Origin of the sequence: Bacteroides sp. BFG-637 (assembly GCF_024793605.1) — a bacterium.
In the GTDB taxonomy this organism is placed as follows: domain Bacteria; phylum Bacteroidota; class Bacteroidia; order Bacteroidales; family Bacteroidaceae; genus Bacteroides; species Bacteroides vicugnae.
The window spans coordinates 5863153-5887655 of sequence record NZ_JANUPD010000002.1; the positions used below are offsets into that span (position 1 = coordinate 5863153).

General features: G+C 43.5%; 16 protein-coding genes and 3 pseudogenes. All 19 read right to left on the bottom strand.

Annotation, left to right across the window (positions count from 1 at the left end; translation table 11 throughout):
- Positions 1 to 12: 12 nt before the first annotated feature.
- Positions 13 to 1023, bottom strand: a complete 1011-nt coding sequence (locus NXX38_RS23170; protein WP_195649431.1) for a lysylphosphatidylglycerol synthase transmembrane domain-containing protein — start codon at positions 1021 to 1023, stop codon at positions 13 to 15.
- A 47-nt stretch (positions 1024 to 1070) separates the two neighbouring features.
- Positions 1071 to 1989, bottom strand: a pseudogene (locus tag NXX38_RS23175) (phosphatase PAP2 family protein).
- A 123-nt stretch (positions 1990 to 2112) separates the two neighbouring features.
- A complete protein-coding gene (locus NXX38_RS23180; protein WP_148364837.1) occupies positions 2113 to 2763 on the bottom strand; it encodes a CDP-alcohol phosphatidyltransferase family protein in 651 nt (216 codons plus the stop codon).
- An 86-nt stretch (positions 2764 to 2849) separates the two neighbouring features.
- The gene (locus NXX38_RS23185) at positions 2850 to 3317 is read right to left on the bottom strand and encodes a GtrA family protein (RefSeq protein WP_148364836.1); all 468 of its coding nucleotides are present in this window, start codon (positions 3315 to 3317) and stop codon (positions 2850 to 2852) included.
- A gap of 14 nt (positions 3318 to 3331) precedes the next feature.
- A complete protein-coding gene (locus NXX38_RS23190) occupies positions 3332 to 3811 on the bottom strand; it encodes a phosphatidylglycerophosphatase A (protein WP_148364835.1) in 480 nt (159 codons plus the stop codon).
- Positions 3812 to 3973: 162 nt separating this feature from the next.
- The gene (locus NXX38_RS23195; RefSeq protein WP_148364834.1) at positions 3974 to 5263 is read right to left on the bottom strand and encodes an inositol-3-phosphate synthase; all 1290 of its coding nucleotides are present in this window, start codon (positions 5261 to 5263) and stop codon (positions 3974 to 3976) included.
- Positions 5264 to 5371: 108 nt separating this feature from the next.
- Positions 5372 to 7900, bottom strand: coding sequence for a DUF5686 and carboxypeptidase-like regulatory domain-containing protein (locus NXX38_RS23200; RefSeq protein WP_258981326.1), 2529 nt, complete (start codon positions 7898 to 7900; stop codon positions 5372 to 5374).
- Between the two features lie 122 nt (positions 7901 to 8022).
- Positions 8023 to 9316, bottom strand: a pseudogene (locus NXX38_RS23205) (sensor histidine kinase).
- Between the two features lie 26 nt (positions 9317 to 9342).
- Complete coding sequence (locus tag NXX38_RS23210) at positions 9343 to 10692, bottom strand: sigma-54 dependent transcriptional regulator (RefSeq protein ID WP_148364832.1); 1350 nt, start codon at positions 10690 to 10692, stop codon at positions 9343 to 9345.
- Positions 10693 to 10784: 92 nt separating this feature from the next.
- The gene (locus NXX38_RS23215; protein ID WP_195649428.1) at positions 10785 to 12263 is read right to left on the bottom strand and encodes a TolC family protein; all 1479 of its coding nucleotides are present in this window, start codon (positions 12261 to 12263) and stop codon (positions 10785 to 10787) included.
- A gap of 129 nt (positions 12264 to 12392) precedes the next feature.
- Positions 12393 to 15003: pseudogene (locus tag NXX38_RS23220) on the bottom strand (ATP-binding protein).
- Positions 15004 to 15087: 84 nt separating this feature from the next.
- A complete protein-coding gene (locus NXX38_RS23225; protein ID WP_258981328.1) occupies positions 15088 to 16341 on the bottom strand; it encodes an ABC transporter permease in 1254 nt (417 codons plus the stop codon).
- 34 nt (positions 16342 to 16375) lie between these two features.
- On the bottom strand, positions 16376 to 17665 hold the full coding sequence (locus tag NXX38_RS23230; protein ID WP_258982025.1) for an ABC transporter permease: 1290 nt from the start codon (positions 17663 to 17665) through the stop codon (positions 16376 to 16378).
- A gap of 31 nt (positions 17666 to 17696) precedes the next feature.
- Positions 17697 to 18965, bottom strand: a complete 1269-nt coding sequence (locus NXX38_RS23235; protein ID WP_258981331.1) for an ABC transporter permease — start codon at positions 18963 to 18965, stop codon at positions 17697 to 17699.
- A gap of 1 nt (position 18966) precedes the next feature.
- The gene (locus tag NXX38_RS23240; RefSeq protein ID WP_234132816.1) at positions 18967 to 20244 is read right to left on the bottom strand and encodes an ABC transporter permease; all 1278 of its coding nucleotides are present in this window, start codon (positions 20242 to 20244) and stop codon (positions 18967 to 18969) included.
- A 56-nt stretch (positions 20245 to 20300) separates the two neighbouring features.
- Positions 20301 to 20927 (bottom strand): GIN domain-containing protein, encoded by a 627-nt coding sequence (locus NXX38_RS23245; protein ID WP_148364826.1) that lies wholly within the window; start codon positions 20925 to 20927, stop codon positions 20301 to 20303.
- A gap of 68 nt (positions 20928 to 20995) precedes the next feature.
- The gene (locus NXX38_RS23250; protein ID WP_008999908.1) at positions 20996 to 21661 is read right to left on the bottom strand and encodes an ABC transporter ATP-binding protein; all 666 of its coding nucleotides are present in this window, start codon (positions 21659 to 21661) and stop codon (positions 20996 to 20998) included.
- Positions 21662 to 21678: 17 nt separating this feature from the next.
- Positions 21679 to 22926 carry an efflux RND transporter periplasmic adaptor subunit gene (locus tag NXX38_RS23255; protein ID WP_122135840.1) on the bottom strand — a complete coding sequence of 416 codons (1248 nt, stop codon included), beginning with the start codon at positions 22924 to 22926 and terminating at the stop codon, positions 21679 to 21681.
- Between the two features lie 181 nt (positions 22927 to 23107).
- Positions 23108 to 24484 (bottom strand): NAD(P)/FAD-dependent oxidoreductase, encoded by a 1377-nt coding sequence (locus tag NXX38_RS23260; protein WP_148364824.1) that lies wholly within the window; start codon positions 24482 to 24484, stop codon positions 23108 to 23110.
- Between the last annotated feature and the right edge of the window lie 19 nt (positions 24485 to 24503).

Here is a 24503-nt window from a genome sequence, read left to right on the forward strand (position 1 = left end):
AAAGTTATAAATTTAAGCAGAATATTTTTCTTTTGATTGTTTAAAGTTTCCTACTTTCATCAGTGCAAGTCCGATAACAATCCAGACCATTTCACGCACCCGGGTAATCAAAGCGGCATAGACACCGTAGGCTCCGGAAAGGGAAAGTCCACCTACGGCAAGGGCAAAGCCGCCTTCACGACCTCCCAGTTGCATGGGCAGGAAAAACAGCAGGTTGGCAAGAAGAGAAGAGAAAGCTGCAATCAGGCAGCAGTCGGCAAAGCTGACGTTAGTGGTCAGCACATTCAGTATCAGCCAGATTTCAAGACAGCTGACTACACGGGCGGTATATTCCAATAAGAGGGCACTATAAAATGTTTGTTTCTTTTGCTGATGGAGAAGTGCGATTTGTTTGTCTATATTCTCCAGTTTCTCTTTATGTGCACTTGCAAAATGAACGACTTTCTTTTTCAGGAAAGGAATACGGCTACCCATGCGGACAAAAGCTACTGCCATCCCATGCCGGTAGCCTTTGATGAAAAGAATAACGATCAGTAGGCAAAAGAGGGTTATAGCTCCCAGGATCATTCCCATCACCCACCCCACCGGGTACAGGCAGACATAAAGCAAGACTGAACTCAACCAAAAGCAAAAGTGGGAAAAGATGTGCATCATCACGTAAAGAATCACGGAAGAGGTGGCGCGTTCGATTCCTATATAGGGTTTCAGTTCCATAATGCGGTATGGCTCACCGCCCATCAGTCCGACGGGAGTCACGTAATTGAGTGCAAATCCCGTCACGGTGAATTTGTAGAGCCGGGCAAATGAAAAGCCGGTTTTACCGCTGCTACGAATTATTATATACCACGATACCGTATTAATCAGGTAGACGAACAGCCACAGCAACAAGACCAAAGGTAAATATATCCCCGCACGTTTCAGATTCATCCAAAGCTCCTGATAATCCATATCGAAAGTGAATATCATAATCAGGACGGCAATAATACCAAAGGCGAGGAATATATTACGATATTTGTTCTTCACTGTTTCTTGTATGACTTAGTACGATTTATTCCAATACGGAGATAGATCTACTTTATATATGCATAATATCTTTCGAAGAATCTTTTGAATGCCGGAATTTTCATCAATACATATTCGAATACCAGCCAGCCGATCAACGCGCAAGAGATACCGAGTAATACATCAATGATATAATGATGGCATGAATAAATGGCTGTTCCCCAAATACCTACCATAATAATAGAGAAAAGGGTAATCACATACCATCTGCATTTACCGATAATGGCGTACACTAATGCAACTACCATATAGGCCGCGTGCAGTGAAGGTACTGCCGCAAAGACGTTTGCATTGCGTCCATAGATCGAATCGAAGATGGTCACTCCGAAGAAAGCATCAAAGCGTCCCAATCCTGCTACATTGCCGGGTGTGTTAAGTATCGGTTCGAAACCGTAGTTGATAGCATACCAGGGCGGAGCTGCCGGATGGATATAATAACCGGCAAAGCCGATCAGGTTGACGAATAAGAATACCAATGCAAAGCGAAGGTAGGTTTTTCTTTCCTTCTTGAAATACAGGCAAAGCCCGAACAGGATAGGGAACAGGAACCCAGCAAAGGTAGAAAATTCCGGCAAAGACGTCTGCTATCGGCCAGTTGTGTGCAGCGAAGTATTCGCAAGGGGTAACCAAAAGGCCATTATCCATCACTCCGAAGAGGGACTTTTCGAGATTATACAGTCCGGCTACGTCAATCGGGTTCACTTCGTAGTTGGGGCAAATACGCATCCAGTCATACGAAATTCCAAAAATAGCGAAAGGCAACAGAGCTACCGCCAACTTACGAGTAGGCAATCCGGCAAAAAATAAAACTAAATAGAGTACCGCCATTAACAGGTGCTCGGAACGAAGTCCGATGAAGATACCTGTCAGCAAAAGGAAAAGAGCCATAATGACTGTCACAGTCAGGGCTTCTCTCTTCGACGGCATTTGAATATTCTTTATCATCATAACGTTTTGATTAGACAACTAGACTATTTACTATTGGACTATTTACGATGTACTATTTAGGATGTACGATGTAAATAGTAAATAGTCCAATAGTAAATTAATTCATTCTTTCATCGCTTTGTAGCAATGTCTCACACGTGCAAAAGCCGTGATATTGGCAAACACAGCAACAAAAGCGAGAGGAACAATCATAATCAGAATCGGTTCGAAAGCGGTGATGTCTTTGAAAACGCCACAGAACAAAGCTCCGAGACTGGTCAGCACTACACGCTCCGGACGTTGCATGAATCCTACTTTACATTCGATTCCCAACCCTTCGGCACGAGCACGCACGTAGCTTACCATCAGTGAGCCGATTAACGCTATGAAGGCAATAAGTGCATAGAGGAAATAGTCTTTCATTGACAAATAGTAACAGATACCGAAGAAGGTCATCAATTCACTGTAACGGTCGAGCACTGAATCGTAAAGCGCACCGAACTTGGAACTCATGTTACCCAGGCGAGCTACACGTCCGTCCATCATATCAAACAATCCGGCAAACAAAATCACACCGCCTGCCCAGCCGATAATGGCCAAATCATTTTGACCGCCATAAATGCCGGCATATACAAACATTCCTGCCGCTACTACATTCAGGATAAATCCGGTAGTGGTGATAAAGTTAGGAGTGATCCCTATTTTAATCATTCCGCGTATCAGGGGATTGATAATCTTATAAATCAACTGTTGTAAATAATCTCTGTAATTCATCTGTTTAAATCTGTTTATATCTATTTTTATCTAAATCTTCTGTTTTCTCAATCAGTTCTTTCAATCGATCTTTTCAATCTGTTTTTTCAGTTTCTTTTTCCGAATAAACTTCTTATATCTATATTCCGGTAGACAAAAAAGCGTTGCATATTATAATTCCAGAACAATGCTACGATGATTGCCACTACCACTTTAGGAATAATAAAGAAATCTCCGAAATACAGGCTAAGCGTATCACGTACCCAAGGAATCCTCGCTAATGATTCCGTCAGTGCATACGTGCCCCACGTGTTCAGCCAAACGCTGCAAATCCATACAAGGATAAATTTTACAGCCACATTCGTTTTCTTTCCTTTCGATTTAAAGGTCCATTTATAGTTGATTACACAATTGATGATTCCTCCATAGATAGCCCCCGCCAAGGTGGCATATACGTAGTAGACTTCGAAGAGCCTGACCAGAAGAATCGTAACAAGAAAGTCTGCAATAGTTGCCATTTGAGCAGAAAGCTGCGCCCTCAAGAACATGAAGAAACCACCCTTCTGGGAAATCATCCGTGCAACTCTTTTCAGCCAATCACCCATCTTGCTCCCACTAACAAAATAAAACTATACACTCCCGCCAAAACATCGTCCATCATCACACCAACTCCACCTTTCAGGCTTTCCATACGGCGTATGCCCAACGGCTTGGCTATATCAAAGATACGGAACAAGGCAAAAGCCGCAATCACGTACCAGAACCAACAGTCGTCATTGGGGACAGCCAATAACGGTATCCACACTCCTACCATCTCGTCCACTACCACGCGCGAAGGATCTTCCCCCCAATAAGTTTCCAACTTATCGGCAGCCCAAATACCAGCGAATGTAAATACAATCACCAAAACGGCGGTCAGCCATAATACAACAGGGAAAGGAAGAAGGAAATAAAATGCAATCCAAATGATAGAAGCCAGTAACGCCCCAGCCGTGCCGGGAGCAAAAGGAGAAAAACCGGAGCCAAAGCCCGTGCCTATAAAAACAGGTAGAAAGGGAGGACGCTTCATTTATTACTTATTACTAATTACAAACTACGAGTCGGTTGTGCCATAAGTTCCCAAACGTGATCGGGAATTTGTACAATACAAAAGTAAAAGTTGAGGTTGAGCATCCACCAGTCTTTATAGGATGGTAAATCTCAATCTCAACTTATTATTCGGGGTTACTGATTAAGCTAAATAATCAGGTTCTTTTTCACCAATCATGTTACGCAATGTCTGTTTTACCATTCTCCATTGTGTAAACAAGTCGTGTTCGGGCTGATGTTCGAAATCGTGCATCGGGCTCTTGCAGAAGAATGACAACCAAGTCTGGATGCCGCACATGCCTGCACGCATAGCCAAGTCACTGAACAACACAAGGTCAAGAGCGATAGGAGCTGCAAGGATAGAGTCGCGGCAAAGGAAGTTCACCTTGATTTCCATCGGATAACCCATCCATCCGAAGATGTCGATGTTGTCCCATGCTTCTTTGTTGTCTTTGCGAGGAGGATAGTAGTTGATACGTACTTTATGATAAACATCTCCATAGAGATCCGGGAATTTTTCGGGTTCAAAGATCGTATCGATTACAGACAGCTTGCTGACTTCTTTCGTCTTGAAGTTATCCGGATCATCGAGTACTTCACCGTCACGGTTACCGAGGATATTGGTAGAGAACCAACCGTTCACACCCAGCATACGGGTTTTGAACATCGGAGCTAATACAGTTTTCATCAGTGTCTGACCACTCTTGAAGTCTTTACCGGAGATAGGTACATTCTTTTGTTTAGAGAATTCCCACATAGCAGGAGTATCTACACATAAGTTAGGAGCACCCATTACGAACGGAGCGTCTTCTGCAATCGCAGCATACGCATAACACATACTCGGAGAAATCACTTCTGTGTTGTTTTCCTTCATTGCTTTCTCTAAAGCAGCGAGTGACATGTGTTCGTCAGACAACGGAATGTAGATTTCAGTACTTGCAGCCCAAAGCACAACGACACGTTCGCAGTTGTTAGCTGCCTTGAAGTCGCGGATATCCTGACGAAGTTGTTCTACCATTTCCCAACGGGTAGCAGCTTTCTTAACGTGCGTACCGTTCAGACGTTTTGCCCAGTTATGATCGAAAGCAGCCGGCATCGGCTTGATAGCTTCCAACTCTTCTTTCACTCCGTTCAGGTCTTTTTCTTTCAAAACCTCGGCGTACATAGCAGCTTCGTATGCGTTGTCCGGGAAAATATCCCATCCTCCGAAAACAATGTCTTCCAAATTCGTCAAAGGCACAACGTCCTTGATGAGTTTTTCTTCGTTGTTCTCCATGCGCATTGTGGCTAACTGTGTAATAGATCCTATCGGTTTTGCCAGTCCCTTACGAGAGGCTAGTGTACCTACAATCATCGTGGTAGCTACCGCACCACCCACTCCGACTACCAGTACGCCAAGACGCCCGGTAGCGGGTTTAATTTCTTGTTTCATTTCTATTCTATTAAAATTAAACTAAAATTGATGCAAAAATAAGATTAATTAATTACTAATACGGTCTTTATTTGTCATATAAACATTGCAATTAGCAGGATTTAACTTTTAAAAGGTCATGTGGAGACTTATTCTCAAGCCGGATTTGTCAATCCCGGGAGAATCACGATAAGTGAGCCTCCAGACATAGTCTAAACGTAACACCTTGAAAATGTTTTCGATACCGACACCCGCCTCCACGTAAGGTGTTTTTCCCATTGTTTGTGTGTGTTCTATCGGAAAAGCGAACAAACCGTCACTCAAAGCAGGGTTGTTTTTATCGCTCAAATGTCCATATAGACCCCGACAGGAAACTATTTCCCTCCATTTAAGTTTTTTCAACAACGGGACGCGGTTGAACAGCCATCCGTTGAGGAAATAAGTAACATCCCACGAGAAATATTCATCGTTCATAAACTCCATCGCATTCATCAACGAGTAGGATTCGGGTTGGATGGTATAAGAAAGGTTGGCATTAGGCATGATTAGCAACGGAAAAGGAACTTTGTCCCACACTTTTCCGGCTTTCAGGATAATGTCTGTATAGCCGAATGCGGAAAACCAGAAGCGTTTCTGAATACCGGCCTCGGTATGATTGTAGGTATAATCACTACCCAACACGTCTTTTCCGGCAAAGGTATGCGACAGGGTAAACACCGGTGCATCCAACGATACAGGGAAACGGTTCCATTGAGTCTGGAAGAATTTCTCGTTCGGAGCATAACGCAGTTTCAACTCTGCCGCAGTGATAGAGAAATCTTTGACCGGAGTGTACGCATCTCCTTCTTTTTTTAAGAAAGGAATCAGATAGGAGGACTCATCTTTTCGTGTACGTGCCGTCAACTGGAAAGAAAAACCGGAATAAAACTCATTGGTATAGGTCATCTCTGCTTGCCGGAAGTAGCCGATACGGTCGTCTTTCTCACGTTTCAAAGCCAGAAACACGTTGTCTTTACTTGTATACAGGTAGTTTTGCCCGTACTGGTTTACATCGGATTCGTAACGCAATTTCAGAGAATGGATCGGAAATTCATTAGCATATTCTTTTTTCTTCTTGAATGAATATTCCAGTTCCGCCAATCCTTTCACTCTTTCATCTTTAAAACCGTAGGCCACATATCCTTTGCCAAACAGGTGCGGATTGAGCCAGGCGGTTGTCATACCTCCGGCACGAATGCGGGGACCCTCCAATGTATTACCGCTGATGGTGGCATTCATCGGGCCGATATAAAAAAGAGGGGCTTCTTTAGAGGTAGGGATATATCCCGTAAAGAGAATGGAAAGCACTTTTTCGGTCCAGTAATATACCGGATAGCTGCGTAATTGCGTCATCAGGCGGTCTACCGAGTTTTCCTGTTGGGAGATAGCGGCTTGCGGGCGGTTCTCCGCCCAGAATGTTTCGGGACGAGACAGGGCTTCGGTTTCTTCAATAATGCGTTCGGGCTTGGTGAAAGCTTTGCCAGCTTCAGCAGTCGGGATAAAGGTGTAGTTGCTGTAATCTGCCACACGGCGGGCAAAAATACCGTCCTGCCCTTCGGTCAGTTTAAACTCAACAGTGATGCTTTCGTGGTCGAGCAAGCGTGTACCATCTTCGGCACGCTTGAATTCCTGCTCAAGCAACATATAATCCACAAAGTTCAGGTTTATCCTTTTGGGGAAATTAAATACGGCACGTTTGACAAAATAAGTAGAGTCGAGCACCACATACAGATGTCCGTTGAAACCGAAAGACTCGGAATTGAATGGTGTAAAAGCAAGGTCTACACAGGGTTCTCCGGCAATCTGTAAAGTATCCATCAGGTAATATTTATAGAAACCTGTGCCGATACGAGACAAAGGACTGACAAACTTGTTCGTGAACAGGGAGATATTATTTTCATAAATGTCTACGTCTTTAAAGACTTCATTGATGGCAGCCTGCATTCCTTGTTTGGAGAGAAACTCATCGACCCCGGCCTGTTTACGCCCTTTCACCCACTGCTTCTCGGAACGGGGAGATTTCCGGTAATAGTCTGTGGCAAGCAGTTCGCGAGCCGATACTGTCAGAATCGGTTTACCGGTGACGGTGGAAGTGTCTACGTATTCGGTAAGGAAATCAAATTTACGATACAGCCATTTCTTCTGTTTCTCTTCATCGAAATTGTTCAATGCGAAAGTGGTCTTTTCATAACGTTCGCGTTGCCAAAAGTCTTTTTCGTAGGGGGAATGGTTGTCACGGCTTTCAATCATGCGGCGCACAAATTCTACGGCCGGATTATCTTTCTTCCGATAGTGCTCGCGTTTGGGTTTTACCACTACTTCACCGAGGGCATATTCGGTAGGCGAAAGCGCCACTTTATACGATGCGTTATGGGCAGGACGAATGGAATGGATATAGTCATTATAACCGATTACAGAGATAACAAGCACTGCTTCGGAACGGTTGGTTTTGAAGTAGAAACGTCCGTCGCTTCCGGTAGTAGTTCCTTCTGTCGTGTCTTTTAAGCGTACAGATGCATAAGGCAGAGGTTCTTTCGTCAGAGAATCAGTCACCACACCTTGCACCACATACTGCGCACTTAGCGGAATACTGATAGCCAATAAAAGAAAGAGCGTCAATGTGCCTTTTTTTCATTAATCTCATACCTTAAATCCTATTGAATTGAGCGGGGCAAAGGTATGAGTGATTTTAAGACAAAAAAAGGTCTATTTGATGGAAGAAATGTTCTTATTTGACACAATTAGGGGAAAATAATGCGGAACCGGGTCAGGCCATCGGCGTAGGTTCGCAAAGAGAATGTGCATCCGTGACGCATCAGGACTTCACGAATAAAGATAAGCCCGATTCCCTGACCGTTCGGTTTGGTGGAGAAGAAGGGGCTGAACAGTTTAGCTTCTGTTTCCTTGCTGATCCCCTTACCGTTATCTATCACTTCAACAGTGGCGGGAGACATAGTACGGACTATTATTTCTCCATCGGCTTCAATGCTTTCCACCGCATTTTTGATGATGTTTACGAGTACTTGTTCAAACAAAGCGGCATCCAGCATAACGTCTTTCATACTTTCATCTATTTCCATGCGGAGGACAATATGACGGTCATTACACATTCCTTCCATAAAGCGTTTGCAGGTGAAAACCAAATCATTCAGATTGATAGAAGAAAGTGTCGGTTCAGGGATTTTCACAACGTCAGCAAAACGGGTAATGAAACGACTCATCGAGAAACAACGGTCGGTACACACACGCATCACGTCGCAGATGTCGTCCATACCTTCTTCACAGGAAAGGGCTTGTTCTACCGTATCCAGTGTAGAAGTGATGCCGGCAGTTGTGTTGTTCACTTCGTGAGCAATCATGCGGATCACTTTCTCATAGGCTTTCTTTTCCGCTTTCATCACTTCGTCAGTAAGGGTTTCCACCAAGTAGAAAGGGTGCTGAAATCCACGGTCGATGAAAGAGGAATGAGTGCACCGGTAGATATTCGAGTCGTTCAGACGGACAGTAACCGTCTCTCCTTTCGGAAGGCTGGACAGTTCCACCGCCAACGGAGAATCAATTTCTTTCATCTTCTTGCCTTGTACATCTTCCAGACGAACGCCCAGCATCTTCAAAGCCATCGGATTCAGTTCCGCAAGGTCTTCATCAAGGGAGGTTATGATAACTCCCATCGGAGAAGCCTTAATCAGCAGATCGAGAAAGTTATTCTGCTCACGCAGACGGAGACGTTCATTCTTGAGCTGTTCCATCATACGGTTGAATATATTCACCACACGGTCGGCTTCCATATTGTCCTACAGGACTAAGACGGCTACTGAAATCCTGCTCACGCAGCAGTTCCATACCGCTTCCGATGGTATTCAACGGTTTCACTATCTTACGATAGAAGAATGTCAGATAAAGCAGGATAAAAAGCACCAGCCCCTCTCCTATGTAGAAAAAGAGCGCGTTTATCTGACTGGAGAGATAGAGCAATATACTGCCCAATGCCAGCAACAGAATGACAAGTATGTAAAAAAGTCCTTTTATACGCACGTTTATCTGTAATTAACAGTTTGTTTTTATACTGTAATATTATATTTTTCGAGGCGTCGGTAAAGGGCGGCACGACTGATGCCTAATGCCGTAGCTACCTGACTAAGATTTCCTTTGCAGCGTTCCAAAGCCTGAAGAATGGTCTGACGTTCTATTTCGTCTAAAGTCATTCCGGCCAGTGCTGCGCCTTCGGCTACTTTTGCATCATCGTGACGGATGTACTGGGCGTCAAAATCGGAAGCATCGAGAAGCGGTTTGCCACTTACCAAAATAGTGCGTTCCACCAAATTCTTCAATTCACGGATATTCCCCGGATAAGGCAAACGGCTCAAGAATTGCAGGGCATCGGCAGAAAACTCCGTACGGGGCAATCCATTGGTTACAGCCTGGCGGTCAGCAAAATGACGTGCCAGCAAAGGAATATCCTCACGACGTTCGCGCAGAGCCGGCAGTTTCACCGTTATCAGATTGATACGGTAGAACAGGTCTTCACGGAAAGTACGCTCGCCCACCATCTTACGCAAATCGGCATTGGTGGCTGATACCACCCGAATATCCGTCTTGCGGGCGCGGCTGTCACCAAGCACTTCAAATGTTTGATCCTGCAATACGCGTAACAACTTCACCTGGCACGAAAGATCAAGATCACCGATCTCATCCAGAAAAATCGTTCCTTTGTTTGCCATCTCGAAACGTCCGATACGATCTGCGGAAGCATCGGTAAAAGCTCCTTTCTTGTGCCCGAACATCTCACTTTCAAACAGGCTTTGGGAAATTCCTCCGAGATTCACTTTCACAAAAGGATATTTGGCACGCTGACTGTTGATATGAATGGCTTCGGCTATCAGCTCCTTACCTGTTCCGCTTTCTCCTGTTATCAATACAGAAGCATTGGTCTTTGCTATGCGGGCAATGGTATTCAACACATCCATCAATCCCTGGCTACGCCCGATGATGTGGCTGCGGTCGAAAGACTCGCTCTGTTCCTGGGTTGTCTCCTGTGAGGTGGCGGAAAGTTCGAGTGCCGTTTCGATGCGTTGTAACAAGGCGGCATTATTCCATGGCTTCGTAATGAAATCAAAGGCTCCTGCCTGCATTCCTTGCACGGCAAGTTGGATACTTCCCCAAGCGGTCATTAAAATCACCGGTACTTCGGGACGGAATATTTTTACTTGTTTGAGCAGGGTTAAACCTTCCTCACCCGTTGTGGAAAGAGTGAAGTTCATATCCATCAGAATCAAATCCGGTGCTACGGAACGTACTACTTCCATTGCTTCCCGCGGACCGGGAACGGTCTGTGCTTCGTATCCTGCCCGTTTCAACATGAAGCTAAGCGAAGAACGCACTGCGCTGTCGTCGTCAATTATCAGAATCATAGTTTATGTTCTTTTTAATCATAGGTATTGTTTTACTGCTATGACTGTACAAAGCTACAAAAAAATAGCAACCGGCATCACTCTTCTCTTTTTTATTGCCGGATAATTTCATCAAAATCAGCTTCAAGTTCGGAGTTCGAACGAAAATCCCATAGCGTCAGACTGCGAATCTGATAATAGTAATACCAATAATAATAGAGTTCGGAAATATGTTTCTGTCTTGCCTCATCTTTAGAGTTCTGCGCATCATTCAGATCTAAGGTATTGATTTTGCCTATCAGGAAAGTTTCAATACTGGTTTTATAACGTTGCTGTGCAATTGCATCAGCTTCCTTCGCTATGTCCAACTGCTGCGCCTGATTATTAAAATGCTCCACCAACAGAAAGATATCCTGATTGAAGTTGATCTGTTCTTGGCGGATCTTTGAAAGCACTACATCCCGGTTACTCTTGGCTACCCGGACTTTTCCACGACGTTTTCCCCAATCGAGAATCGGAATCTTAACGCCTACCTGAACAATCTGATTATCCTGCAAGTTCCGGTAAACGGCAGGGAAGTTCCGGTTCTCGCCAGTATACCCCACGCTTGCAAATAAATCGACACTACGCAGATTTCCGCGTGCGGTGGCTACTTCATAATCGGCTTCCAACTGGCGACGACGGATATTCTGTGCAAACGAGTTACGTTCCAATGCTTTATTTAAAACCAGATTGTACTCCATCTTCGGACGGTCCACCGCCTCGGGGAGAACAGGATTTAGTATTTCATCTTCACCTACTCCCAAAAAAGCACGGAGCTGGAACATTTTGGCATTGAGGTCACTCTCTGCCTCTGTTAATGCTGCTTTCGCATTCAAGGCGGAAAGTTTGAGCTGTAAGAGTTCATTCTCGGAAATCTGTCCCATTTTACGTTTGGCAAGAGCCACTTCATAAAGGTGATCAGCATTTGTCAGGTTCTGTTTCGCTGTGCCGAGATTTTCTCTTGCCAGCAAGAGATTGAAGTAGTAAGTGATAGCACGCATTGTCACTTCTTCGGTAGCGGTGATAAAAGCAGCTTTTGCTTCGGCATAACGCACCGGTTCAATGCGCCTGTTCCATTTTATATTATTCACTCCAAAGATGGGTTGCGTGAGTTGTAAGGTGACAGGGACGGACATAAAGTGACGGTCACCTCCGGCTCCCAATTGTTTGATATAGTCGAGAGAAGAGGTCAACGAAAGTTTACCACCGGTGAGCCATATGTTCTGATCGATGGAAAGATCACCGGTCAGTCCTAAGGTGTTGTTACGGACGAAGCCGTAAGAGCCGTCCGAATTTTGATAAGAACTATATGATTTATTATAATTGGGCAGAGTTCCGGTCAGGTTGACTTCCGGCAGCAGATCGGCACGAAAAGTGCGATATTCCCAATAGGCTGTTTTCAACTCGTTTAAAGCAACGGCAGCATCCACAGATTGAGCACGTGCCATCGCAATGGCTTCACTTAAGGTGATCTCCCTTTCTTTCTGCGCCGACAATGCCAATGGCAGACAAGCGGCAACAAGAGCAAACAATATACGTTTCTTTTTCATTATGCACAGTATTTTCCTCCAACAGAGGATCAAACGATGTGCCAAAAAAGTAATGTTTTTATTTTCAATAGATTACAGAATAAGAAAAGTGTTCATTTTCGGACACTATGCCCACAAATGAACGTTCGATTATTCGCAGTAGTTAGGAAGGCGCACAGTGAACCGGGTACCTTTACCTACTTCGGAAGTGACGGAGATAACGCCATTCAGCCGTTCGATAATGGTTTGGCAAATACTTAATCCCAAACCCGCTCCTTGTGTGAAGTTATCGACTTTATAGAATCGTTCGAATATATGACGAATACCTTCTTCCGAAATACCTACTCCGGTATCTTCTACAAAGATACGGATGTATCCGGGATCTTCATCATTTTCATAGCCGAAGGTAATGAAACCGCTACTCGTAAACTTAGCAGCGTTATTAATCAGGTTATTCACCACTTGCTGCAAGCGGACGTTGTCCGTTGTCAGATATTTCTTATCGCTTTCGGGCATACGCAACACCAGTTCTACTCCCGGAGGCATATTCAGCCGTTGAGAATCGTGGACGGTCTTTAACAACAAAGACAGGTTATGCTCTGCAAACATAAATTCCATGGTTCCCGATTCGATACGTGACAAATCAAGAATATCATTAATCAAAGCCAGCAACAGACCACAATTCTTATTGATGGTTCCAATAAACTGGGTAATCTCTTCTCCCGTAAAGCCGCTCGTGTCGCTTAACAAATCAGAGAAACCTACAATTGCATTCAACGGAGTCCGAATCTCATGGCTCATGTTTGCAAGGAAGGCTGATTTCAGTTTGTCAGCCTGGAGAGCTTTATCACGCGCCTCTCTCATCTCTTGCTCGGCAGTCTTATATCGTTGGATACTCTGACAAACACCTAATATATTGTACAATGAATCTTGTGTCAGCCCTGTGATTACAGAAGAACGGTATTCCCACCATTCATACTCTCCACTAACATTCCGCTGACGGAAGTTCAGGCGGGTATTTGAATCTTCACCCGTCAATGCCCTATCAAACAGTGGACTAATTTCTTTCAAATCTTCAGGATGGATGGTACGATCCATTTCATCACGGGAAATCGTAGTAACCGTTTCATCATATCCAAGACGTTTCAGGAAACCTTGCGGGAAAATAAAACAGTTTGTTTCCATATCAAACTGCCACGGATAGATGGAACTCTCATCTACTGCCATATCAAAGAAACGCTTCTGCATTTCTTCATTCGAAATATTCCGTGCGGAAAGTGCCATACCGGTAATCGTATTCTTTGAACGGATCGGGACAATCTCCCCCGACACCGGAAAGTATTTATCACTATGCACTTCTTTCATGAAAGCTCCCTGCGGTATCTCCACACTTTCTCCTTTAACAGCTACCTGCTTCAACATGGAATGAAGAATATCCTGACCGTCATAATATATCTTGAAGATGCTGCCTGCCATCATTCCTTCATAAAAACGACCTCCCGACTCATACGGCAAATGAAGCATTTGTAATAAGGAACGATTTGTGAAATGGATGTGCAAATCGGTATCATACGTTATCACACCATCGCGGATGGAATGAAATACATTATCAAACTCATTACGCTGTTCCACAAGTTTGTTCTGCACGAGCAGACGGGTCTGTGCCTGAATCCGTCGTTTGGATTCACGTCGGTTGGCACGCATCAACCACACAATAGAAGCTATCAGCAATGCCAGGATAGACGGATAGAGCAGTATAAAAAGGTATTTATATTTCTCCCAATACGGTTCGTTAACGATGGTTCCGCTAGAGGCTACTTTATCGGGGTCAATATGAAAATAATCCAACTGTTTATAGTCATAGATGAATCCCTGTGTGATTTCTGTCACTCCTATGTCTTGAGGGGATGTACCTTTTAAGACTAAAGCAGCCCTTTGAGCTGCCGATAATGCCGAAGTATAGCTGTCGGCATCATAAGCGCCAAAAACTCCATTGGTCAATCCCACATTCTGGCTCGAAAAGACAGGAGCTTTTGAGTTTTTGCCAACAAATGAAAGGAAAGGCGACCATTTAGGAGCAACTACCAGACGTTCATAACTGTTACGAGGATAACAAATAGCGGCAATAATATGACTCGTTGTATAATTTTGAGTATTATAGACTTTCATTCTATAATCCGGATTATCTTTTTGAAAGATTTTCCACTCTTCTTCAAAATCTTCAAGGCCTTTGTTACTCAAAAAGCTGTTATCTATCACACAGACCACTTCTTTCCGCCGGGGAAATATCTTTTGCGCCTGACGCAATATGACATCAAAATCCGGATTGGCTGTGAACCCGCAAACATTGGGATGAGTAGCAAGCAGCTTCGTATCAGGATACTTAATGCCGAAAAACACGACCGGTATCTGCAAAGGCAACGAATCTCCACAGGCAAAAAGAGTATAGAAAGCTTCATCACTTGCTGTTATAATCAAATCGGTCTGCCTGTCACGGGCACGCTGACAAAAACGACGCATAATTACTTTTTCCGGAGTTGAATGCCCAAAAATCGGCATCAAGATACTCCGTTGTTATATTCACCTTCAGGCCACTTTCTTTAAATCCTTTGACCAACCCCTGATTAAGATCACTATGCCAAGGAGTTTGTGAGGTGTATGACTGTATAAACAGGATATTGTATGTACGTTCCGCTGCTGCCGCCTGAATAAGAACAGCAAAAAACAGAACGATAAGCAAACAATAGTAGCGTCGATTCATATAATTAAAGCCTGCGGTGTTTTCAATATTATGTCGACAAAGATACGTTAATTATATTGAAAACAAACAGATAGCCCAAGTTTTTTATTCTTCGCGCAACGCCTCGGCAGGGTGTATGCGAATGGCCTGACGAGCAGGGAACCAAATGCCTATGAGAATCATTAAAGTCATCAAGAAATAGGTAATGGCAAATGTGATAAGAAAACGTACCACTCCCCATTCCAAATACCCTCCCGTCAAATCCAAATAGCCGATATTATAGCATATCACAGCAGCAGGCAAAGCGGCCAGCGTCAACAGTAATAATCCTTCTTTATTCAGCCGTTGCCAAAGCTGCATCCGGCTGGACCCAACTGCTATACGAAGCGCCGACTCAGCACGACGGTGCTGTGTACGAAACCAGAATGTGCCGACAATACCCAACAGGATATTAAGCAGTAAGAATCCCATCATCCAGAAACGTACTTGTACCTGATTGTAACTCCCTTGCTGGAAATCATTGCGTATATCTTCGTAATCATGCACTTTCAGGATGAATAGGTTACCGACACTCAACTGACTGGCGGATAATTTCATCAAACGTTCCGGAAAGTCTGTGGAAGTTCCCGGTTTCACCCGCAAACAAACTTCCACATTGGAAGGATAAAACTCATCATCAAGTTCGGCCATTTCTTTTTCTGTAATGGCAACAGCTACATACCGGTCGCTATAATTAGCCCAGAAATCATTGTAACGCACTTTTGCCGATACACCTCCTATCTTGTACACTTCTGTAGAATCATCCACACTTACCAGATTCTTACCCAATAGTGTACGGTCTCCCTTATAATCAGGCCGCCAGAAGTTTTCACCCACTACGACATTACCATTCTTCAAAGCCTGTACCAATGGTTCATATCCACGTCCATCGGCACTCTGATAACGGAATACCTGAAAGAAATCAGGAGTCATCGCACGGTTCAGCGGATTACTAACCAATGTGTCAAGACGTACCATCATGCCGGAATTACTACCAATATAGGGACGTGCATTATTGGATATGGAAACAGCTTCCACCTCCGGCAACCGACGGAGACGATTGGTTAATTCGGTGATATCCTGTCCCAGCGTGGTATTCTTTTGCTCTTTCGAAAGATACGAGTCGCTCTTGTTGTTTTTCAGACTAAGTTCCAGATAGTAAGTATCGGTTATATCAAATCCTACCGGTTCGTAATAGGTACGAGCCGTCACATATGTCCAGTCGACCACATACCACAAGACCACAAAAACAATTAACAGTTCCGACCATAACCATCCGTTTGACCGGCGTTCATTCCATATTTGTTTTAATAGTTGCATTTTCTTTAGAATTAATGAGTTGAATGTGATTGGATTATCTTTCGTTTATGGCGTCAACAATATTGGTGCGGGTTACTTTCCATGCCGGAATAGCCGCACTTAACAGATTGAGCAAGAAGCAGGCAAAGAATGCCAACAGGAATACGACAGGATCGAATAATAAGTCGATGCACATAGTCCGCCAATCTTCCACGCCATTAGATACGAAATCTACAGAGAAAAGCATTCCTCCCAAAAGGAAAGCGGCAACATAACTTAATACCAATCCGAGAATACCTCCGAAGAGAGAATAAAGCATATTTTCGGAAAGCACTTGCATCATAAGTTCACGTCTGGGTGCACCAAAGGCTTTTCGCACGCCTATTTCAGAGATACGCTTACGCATACGCGACAAGGTAAGTCCGGACAAGTTGACAGCAGGAACAAGTAACAGAACAAGCAGCGTCAAGATATATTGCCGGACAGCTTCTTTTACAGCCGGAGGATTATTGGCGGAGTACCGTTGCGCGGCTACAAAATAGGTATCGGGTTGTCCACGATAAAGCAGATCGAAGTTGGGATGCCCAGCCATGAAAATGGCTCTTAGCCAATCCGCCTCCTGGTGAATCGCCGGAAAATCTTCTTTTGATTTGGCCAGAATGTAGACAGCAGTCATTCCCATGATATTTTCATCCCCCCAAGTGGTTGTGAAAGCATTTGTCGAACTTAAAGGAATCCAGACCTGTGCATAAGCATAATTTGCCAATTTAGACACCGAGTGCACTACTCCACAAATAACATAAGCTGAATGATTCAGAAGAAAGGTTTTTCCAACTACTTCTGATGTTCCGAACAAGCGGCGTGCCATGTCTTCGGAGATTACGGCTTTTGCCGCACCCGCATCAAAATCGGCATTATCATACGGTTTACCGGATATAAAATCAAACTCGAACACTTTCCAGAAAGCATCGTCTGTTTGCAACACACTACAACTCTCCATTTCGCCTGCCGGTTTGGCTGCCAACATTGTTTCCCGAAAAAAACTAGTGATGGAAACCGCTTCGGGAGTTTTCATTTCTTTGAAACAGGCTTTCGCTGTATTGTATCCGATAGGACCGTTACTCTGCCAGTTCACATTGGATTTGTTCTGAAGTCCGGCATACCGGAAAATGAGCATCCGGTCACGATGGGTCTCCGGTGCAAAAGGAGCGATTGTTGCACGTAAAGTGATGACAATTACCATAATCATAGCAATAGCCAAAGCTGTACCTATAATAGAAATAGAAGAAAGCAGTTTATTTTCCCTCAACAGATGGAACGCTTGTTTAAAGTAGAGTTTTATCATTATCATTTCAGTATAAAGTTCAGTATATTTCTTACTCATCTCTCAGTGCTTCGGCCGGTTGCACTTTCATTGATTGCAGAGCCGGATACGACACGCCAAGAATAATCATTATTGCCATCAAGAGAGATGTCAGTAAAATGGCTATCAGGAAACGGGATACTGTAAATGCCATTTGTGATATATCTACCAGCTCACTATATCCAATGTTGAATGCAATCAATACGGCAGGAAGAGCCGACATGCTTAACAGTAACAAACCTTCCGTAATCAAACGATAGAATATGTTTTTCCGGTTAGCTCCCATCGCCATGTGTAAAGCGACTTCTCCCCGGCGTTGCTGAGTACGGAACCAGAAAGTACCGATCACTCCCAGAAAGATATTCAACAACAGGAAAAAGAGAATACAGAACTGGGTGCGCAATTCATTATCATTGTCTATCTCACTGGCGGTCCGGACTTTGCTTAATGGGGTGACATCAAGTATATAAATATTCCCTACTTGATAGATACGGTCGGCATCATTCATAAGACGTTCTACAAACCCATTGTCTACGCCTTCTCGAACACGCAGGCTCAACTCAAGATAGGCTACATTTTCGACCGTTTCCATTTGTTCGTCAGAAAGATAAGTGCCGATATAGGTCCCGGTAAAAGGTTTTCCGGCCATATTATAATGATCGTAGCGAACAGGCTCCGTTAAAGCTGCAATACGAAGGTTAGTATCACTCGTGCGAACTTCTTTAGCCAAAAGGTCTTTTCCATGGAAAGTGGCATCCGGATAATAGTCTGCAACATCGACAGGAACGATTATCGTATTTTTCTCCAAAGCTTTCACCAGACTTTCATAACCGGAACCATCGATATTCCGAAAACGGAACACTTTATAATATTCAGGAGTTGCCCAACGATCCATCGTACTTATCCAAACCGTGTCATTATCCGGGAAGCGGAAACTCGCTCCACTGCACCCTTCATTATATGGAATACTGTTTTGAGAGATACAGACAGATTCGACCTCCGGATGACGGGACAAACGTCCGGCTATTTCCCTTAAAGCAGCCATATCATCTTTAACAGTCAGCTCCGGATTGAAATCGGTAGATTTATCGGTAAGACGATTCATGCGTAATACATACGTATTTTCTATATTAAAGCCCATTGGCTGATAATAAATATGCAAAGTGACATAAACCAGATCAACGATATACCACAAAACGACAAACACCAACAATAGCTCAATCCATAGAAAAGCATTGCTCCGGCGCTCATTATATATTTGTTTCAATAACTGTTTCATCATTTTATCTTTGGTTTATTGCATCTACAATGTTCATTCTCGATACTCTCCAGGCCGGAATACCGGCACTCAACAGGTTTAATAACAGACAGAAACAGAATGCTACAAGGAATGTCAGCGGACTGAATAGCATATCAGTGGAAAGAGAAGTTTCCCCGGCAAGACCTGCATTCTCACTGTTACCGAAAAGGAATGAGTTTAACAGAAAAGTAGCTGAATAGCTCAATATCAGTCCCAGTACTCCTGCAAGCAGTGTCAATATCAGATTCTCCCAGAATACCTGTCGCAACAGTTCGTTGGCAGTAGCACCGAATGCTTTCCGGACACCGATTTCTGTCATACGTTTTCGCATACGGGATAAAGTCATGCTACTTAAGTTGATAGCCGGAACCAAAAGTAGAATTACAATGATAAGAACGAATCGCCTGACAATGTGTTTCATATCCAGGTCTGTCCCCCAATGACGATAAAGGTAAGCAAATTGAGTATCCGGCTGACCACGATAAACCAATTCCATATCCTTCAACTTACTATTGTAGACTTGACGGTATTTTTCTACTTCAGCACGGATAGCCGGGAAATCGTCGGACGAACGTGCAAGGATGACCGCCCGCATAGGCCCCATCAGATTTTCTCTCCACGAGAAAGAAGCCAAATCTGTCGAAGTATAGGGAATCCAGACTTGTGCATAAGAAGCTGTCGCCAACTTTGATACGTCTTTCACTACTCCTGTAATGGCATAATCGGCTTTGTTTAATTGGATGGTACGTCCTGCCACGTCAGTTGTACCGAACAGACGACGTGCCACACTGGCAGAAACGACAGCCTTGGACAGCCCACTCTCAAAATCGGCTTTCGTGTATGGTTTGCCACACAAGAATTCAAAGCTAAAGACTTGCCAGAACGCTTCATCCGTCTCCATTTCATCTACACTCATCCTGCCTCCTCCGGGAAGAGAAGCGCGCATCTTATTATTAACGGAAGTAATGGTAATCGCTTCAGGTATTGTCAATGTCTTAAAGCATTCACGGGCAGTCGTGACAGACATCTGACTGCTGGCAGCATTATTGTGTTGCTCTTTATGCCGGGATGTCATTGCCTTGACATACAATGATCGTGAACGGTTAACCTCCGGCACGCAGTCTTTTATCCGTATCTGCAATGTCAGCACGATCACCATTATCATGCAAATAGCCAAAGCTGTACCTACCATACAGACAATACTAATAAGCCGGTTCTCCTTCAACTGGTAAAGAGCTTGCTTTATGTATTGCTTCCACATCTTCTTATTCTTTTTTTGATTTGATTTTACAGGAGTTCACAGAAGAATGTTCTACATTAGAAATTCCAACCTTTCTTTGTTACGTCTTTACATTTCAGGTTTTTGGAATTGATTTTGCCAACGCCATCCCGTTTAAAGAAAGCTGCATCCGCTTTACCGGACACGGTGATATTTCCTACTCCATCCACTTTGGCCTTGATAGTGGTGCAATCAACATTCAGCTTCATATTGCCTACTCCGTCAACATCAAGTTTCAATTCATCGCAATAAAGACTTTTCACGTTGCAGTTACCTACTCCATCAAGTTCGAAAGCTATATTTTTAAGTTTTAGTTCTTCTTTTGCATCGAAGTTTCCTACTCCGTCTATTTTCACTTTGCTCAAATCGGGAGCAGTGATATAGAAAGTCAGATTCTTGACATTCTTGGCATTTTTATCTTTATAAGAGATAACCAGAGTTCCATTTTTCACTGTTACCTTTGTCTTCTCTACAAATTCAGAAGGACCTTCCAGACGGCAGGCACATCCTGACGATTGAGTAAAAATAATATTCCCGACAGATTGCAGGTTTATGGCAGAAAACTCGTCCACATTATAATCTTTACTCACATTTTGTGCCGATAGTGAACAAAAAGCAACACTTAACAGGGCAGCTATTGCAACGATAAAAATATTCTTTGTCATGATGATTTTTAATTTAGAGATACATTAATCTATTTTTCCTATTTAGTTCTAATTGTAAGAGGCCATTTCTATTGCACCTGGCGTCCATCGAAAAAACGAATAGTGCGTGAAGTCTGCTTCGCCTGTTCTTCATTATGGGTGACCATCACGATGGTGCGTCCGTCTTCCTTATTCAACCGGTGAAGCAGTTCCATTACTTCAGCTCCCATCTTTGAATCCAGATTACCAGTCGGCTCATCGGCAAGGATTATTTCGGGATTACCGATAATAGCACGGGCAATGGCTACACGCTGGCATTGCCCACCGGAAAGTTGTGTAGGAAAATGATTCATGCGATGGCTCAATCCAACCTTCTCTAATACTTCTTGTGCCAACCGTTTTCGTTCACTGCCAGCCATACGTCGATAAAGCAAAGGAAGTTCTACATTATCCATCACGTTCAACGAATTAATCAAGTGAAAAGACTGAAATACAAAACCGAGCGTTTTATTACGAAAAACCGCCAGTTCCTTGTCTTTCATTCCTTCAGTACGTATTCCGTTGATTTCCACCATCCCCATTGTAGGTGCATCAAGCAACCCCATAATGTTCAGTAAGGTGGATTTTCCACATCCGGAAGGTCCCATTATACTTAGAAATTCTCCACGTTCTACCGTCAGATTCACATTCTCCAATGCTACCGTTTCAATCTCGTCCGTACGATAAATCTTAGAAAGAGAGTTCAATGTTATCATAACTTCTAGTATTTAGTTTATTTAATTTTCAACTTATTCTTGTTCTTATAAGCACTCATATCGCTTACCACTACCTTATCACCCGGCTGCAATCCGCTCAACACTTCTACATATTCAAAATTAGAATCGCCTAACTGTATTTTACGTTTTACCAGTTCATTATCAGAATTACAAACAAAAAGTTCATATTCACCGCGTCCTACATAGAAAGAGCCATTAGCTACACGCATCACATCTTCCTTCACTGCATTCATCACATAAACATCTGTCTTCAATCCGGAACGCAAGCGGCGGTGATTGTCCTCTTTCAACTGAACGGTAAATGATATCACACCATTCTTGGATAGTGGTGTAACACTGCTAACCGTCCCTTCCAGTTTGTCACTCCCTATCTTAACAATTGCTTTTCCTCCGGCTGCTACACGGTCACCGTACGTATCCGCAATCTCACCTTCCACTTTAAAATGGCTCAAATCAGAAATGATAGCCACCTGTCCGCCTTCGGAAATCTGTGCACCGATCTGGTTATTAATATAAGTAAGAATAGCTTTACGCGGGGAACGGATTTGTGCATCATCCAACGTACGTTTCTTTTCGGAAAGGCTCTTGCGGAAGATATTAAAGTCAAGCTCCTGAACTTTCAGTTCGGCAGCAGCTACTTCCTTCTCATTTTTATATTGTTGCTGAAGTTGTTCGTACTCTAATTGAGCTACATTATAGCTCAATTCAGCTTGACGTACCTTGTCTGTTGTTCCTGCACCGAGACTGTCCAGATAGTGTTCATTTCTCAACTCCACTTTCATCCGGCTCAATTTCATTGCCGAAACTTTTATCTGCATTGCCATATCGGAAAGTTTCGTCTGATTATTGACGCGAAGCTGATCGAGCTTATACTGACGCATCTGTTCCTCGTCCAGCAACTTTTTATATTCAATTTCCGTACTCTGAAGGTCCAGTTTCAGAATCGGAGTACCTACGTCTACGCTATCTCCCCCTTTTTTATAGACTTCAATAATACGACTGTTGATCGGAGAATTGATAATTTCCTCAAAGGCAGGGACAACCTTACCGGAAGCACTGACACTTACCTCGATCACTCCTTTATCGACTGTGGAAAAGACAAGATCCTTTGCTTCCACTCCTGCCCTTAGTACAGATATAAGTACACCGATGGCAATCATACTTGCCACTCCAATGGATGAATAACGAATTATCTTCTTATTACGTTCTTTTTGACGTACTTCTTTAGGAATTTCTCTGTCCATATCTGATCATTTACTATTTTATGATGTATCAATTCGGTACTTTATATACCAAATCTGTGCCAAAACCGTAAATGATTGATAAATAGAAGATAACAAAAAACAAAGGGTGTCCGATATCGGACACCCTGTACGAATTTACCGTTCAGAATAAAATCTATCATCCTGCCGACAGGAGGTCTGTCTACTTGGATGATGATGTAATAGAAGGGTTCTTTTCCTCTTGTACTTGTTCTTTTCCCCAATGCGTAGTCTCTTCCAGCTTTTCACGATCACGAATTTCTTTTGCTTTACGGGCGTAGACAATCATACGCATAGACTGATCGTAAGTGAAATAATTCCATACCCAATTCAAGAGTACAATAACCTTATTACGTACCCCAAGAATAGAGCGCAGATGAACAACCAGCCACATCACCCAGGCAAACCATCCCTGCATTTTTACTTTACTAAACTCTGCCACGGCACGATTACGTCCTACAGTCGCCATCGACCCCAGATTACGATAATGGAAAGGTTTCATTTCCCGTCCTTTCTCCATACGAATCAGATTCTTTGCCAGCAGTTCTCCTTGCTGAATAGCGACTTGCGCCAATTGAGGATGTCCGTTCGGATAATCTTCATCAGCAACCTGAATACATTGGTCACCAATAGCAAACACATTGCTCATTCCCTCCACACGGTTGAACGAATCAACTTTAATACGTCCGCCACGTCCTATCAACGAAGGATCCATGTTGCCGATAGTCACTCCGGTAACACCACTTACCCAAATAAAAGTGCGCGTAGCAATCTCCGTACCATCTTCGAGTACCACTTTATGGTCACGATAGTCCACAACACGTTTATTCAACAGGATATTTACCCCCATTTCACGGAGAAACTGTTCGGCATGAGCGGAAGATTCTTCCGACATTCCGGCAAGCAGTCGCGGCCCGGCCTCAATCAGATATATATGCATCAAGCTACTCGGCATATCAGGATAATCTTTTGGCAGGACAAATTTCTTCATTTCGGAAAGTATTCCGGCTACCTCTATTCCGGTTGCTCCACCTCCTACAATAACGATATTCATCAACTCCTGTTGCTCCTGTTTGGTTGAGCAAGTTAAGGCACGTTCCAGATTCGCAAGAAGAGCATTTCTCAACCCCATTGCTTCCGAAACGTTTTTCATCGGCATGGCTTCTTCTTCAATATGTTTATTACCGAAAAAGTTGGTTGTAGTTCCTGCAGCCAACACCAGATAATCATATTCTGCTTTTCCGATGGAAGTCTGTATCATATTCTTTTCCGGGAAAATGGCACGTACTTCTGCCATACGGAAATAGAAATCTTTCCGGCGCTGGAATATTTTACGAAAAGGGAAAGATATGGAAGTTGGTTCCATACCGGCCGAAGCCACCTGATAAATCAAAGGGGGAAACTGATGATAGTTGTTCTTATCTATCAATACAACTTGGAAGCCTGACTTTTTCAGCTTGTTAGCCAATTTCAAGCCACCGAAACCACCGCCTACTATAACGACACGTTTCTTATTATTTTTTGCAATGTTAAGACTCATATTACAATCATGTTTTATC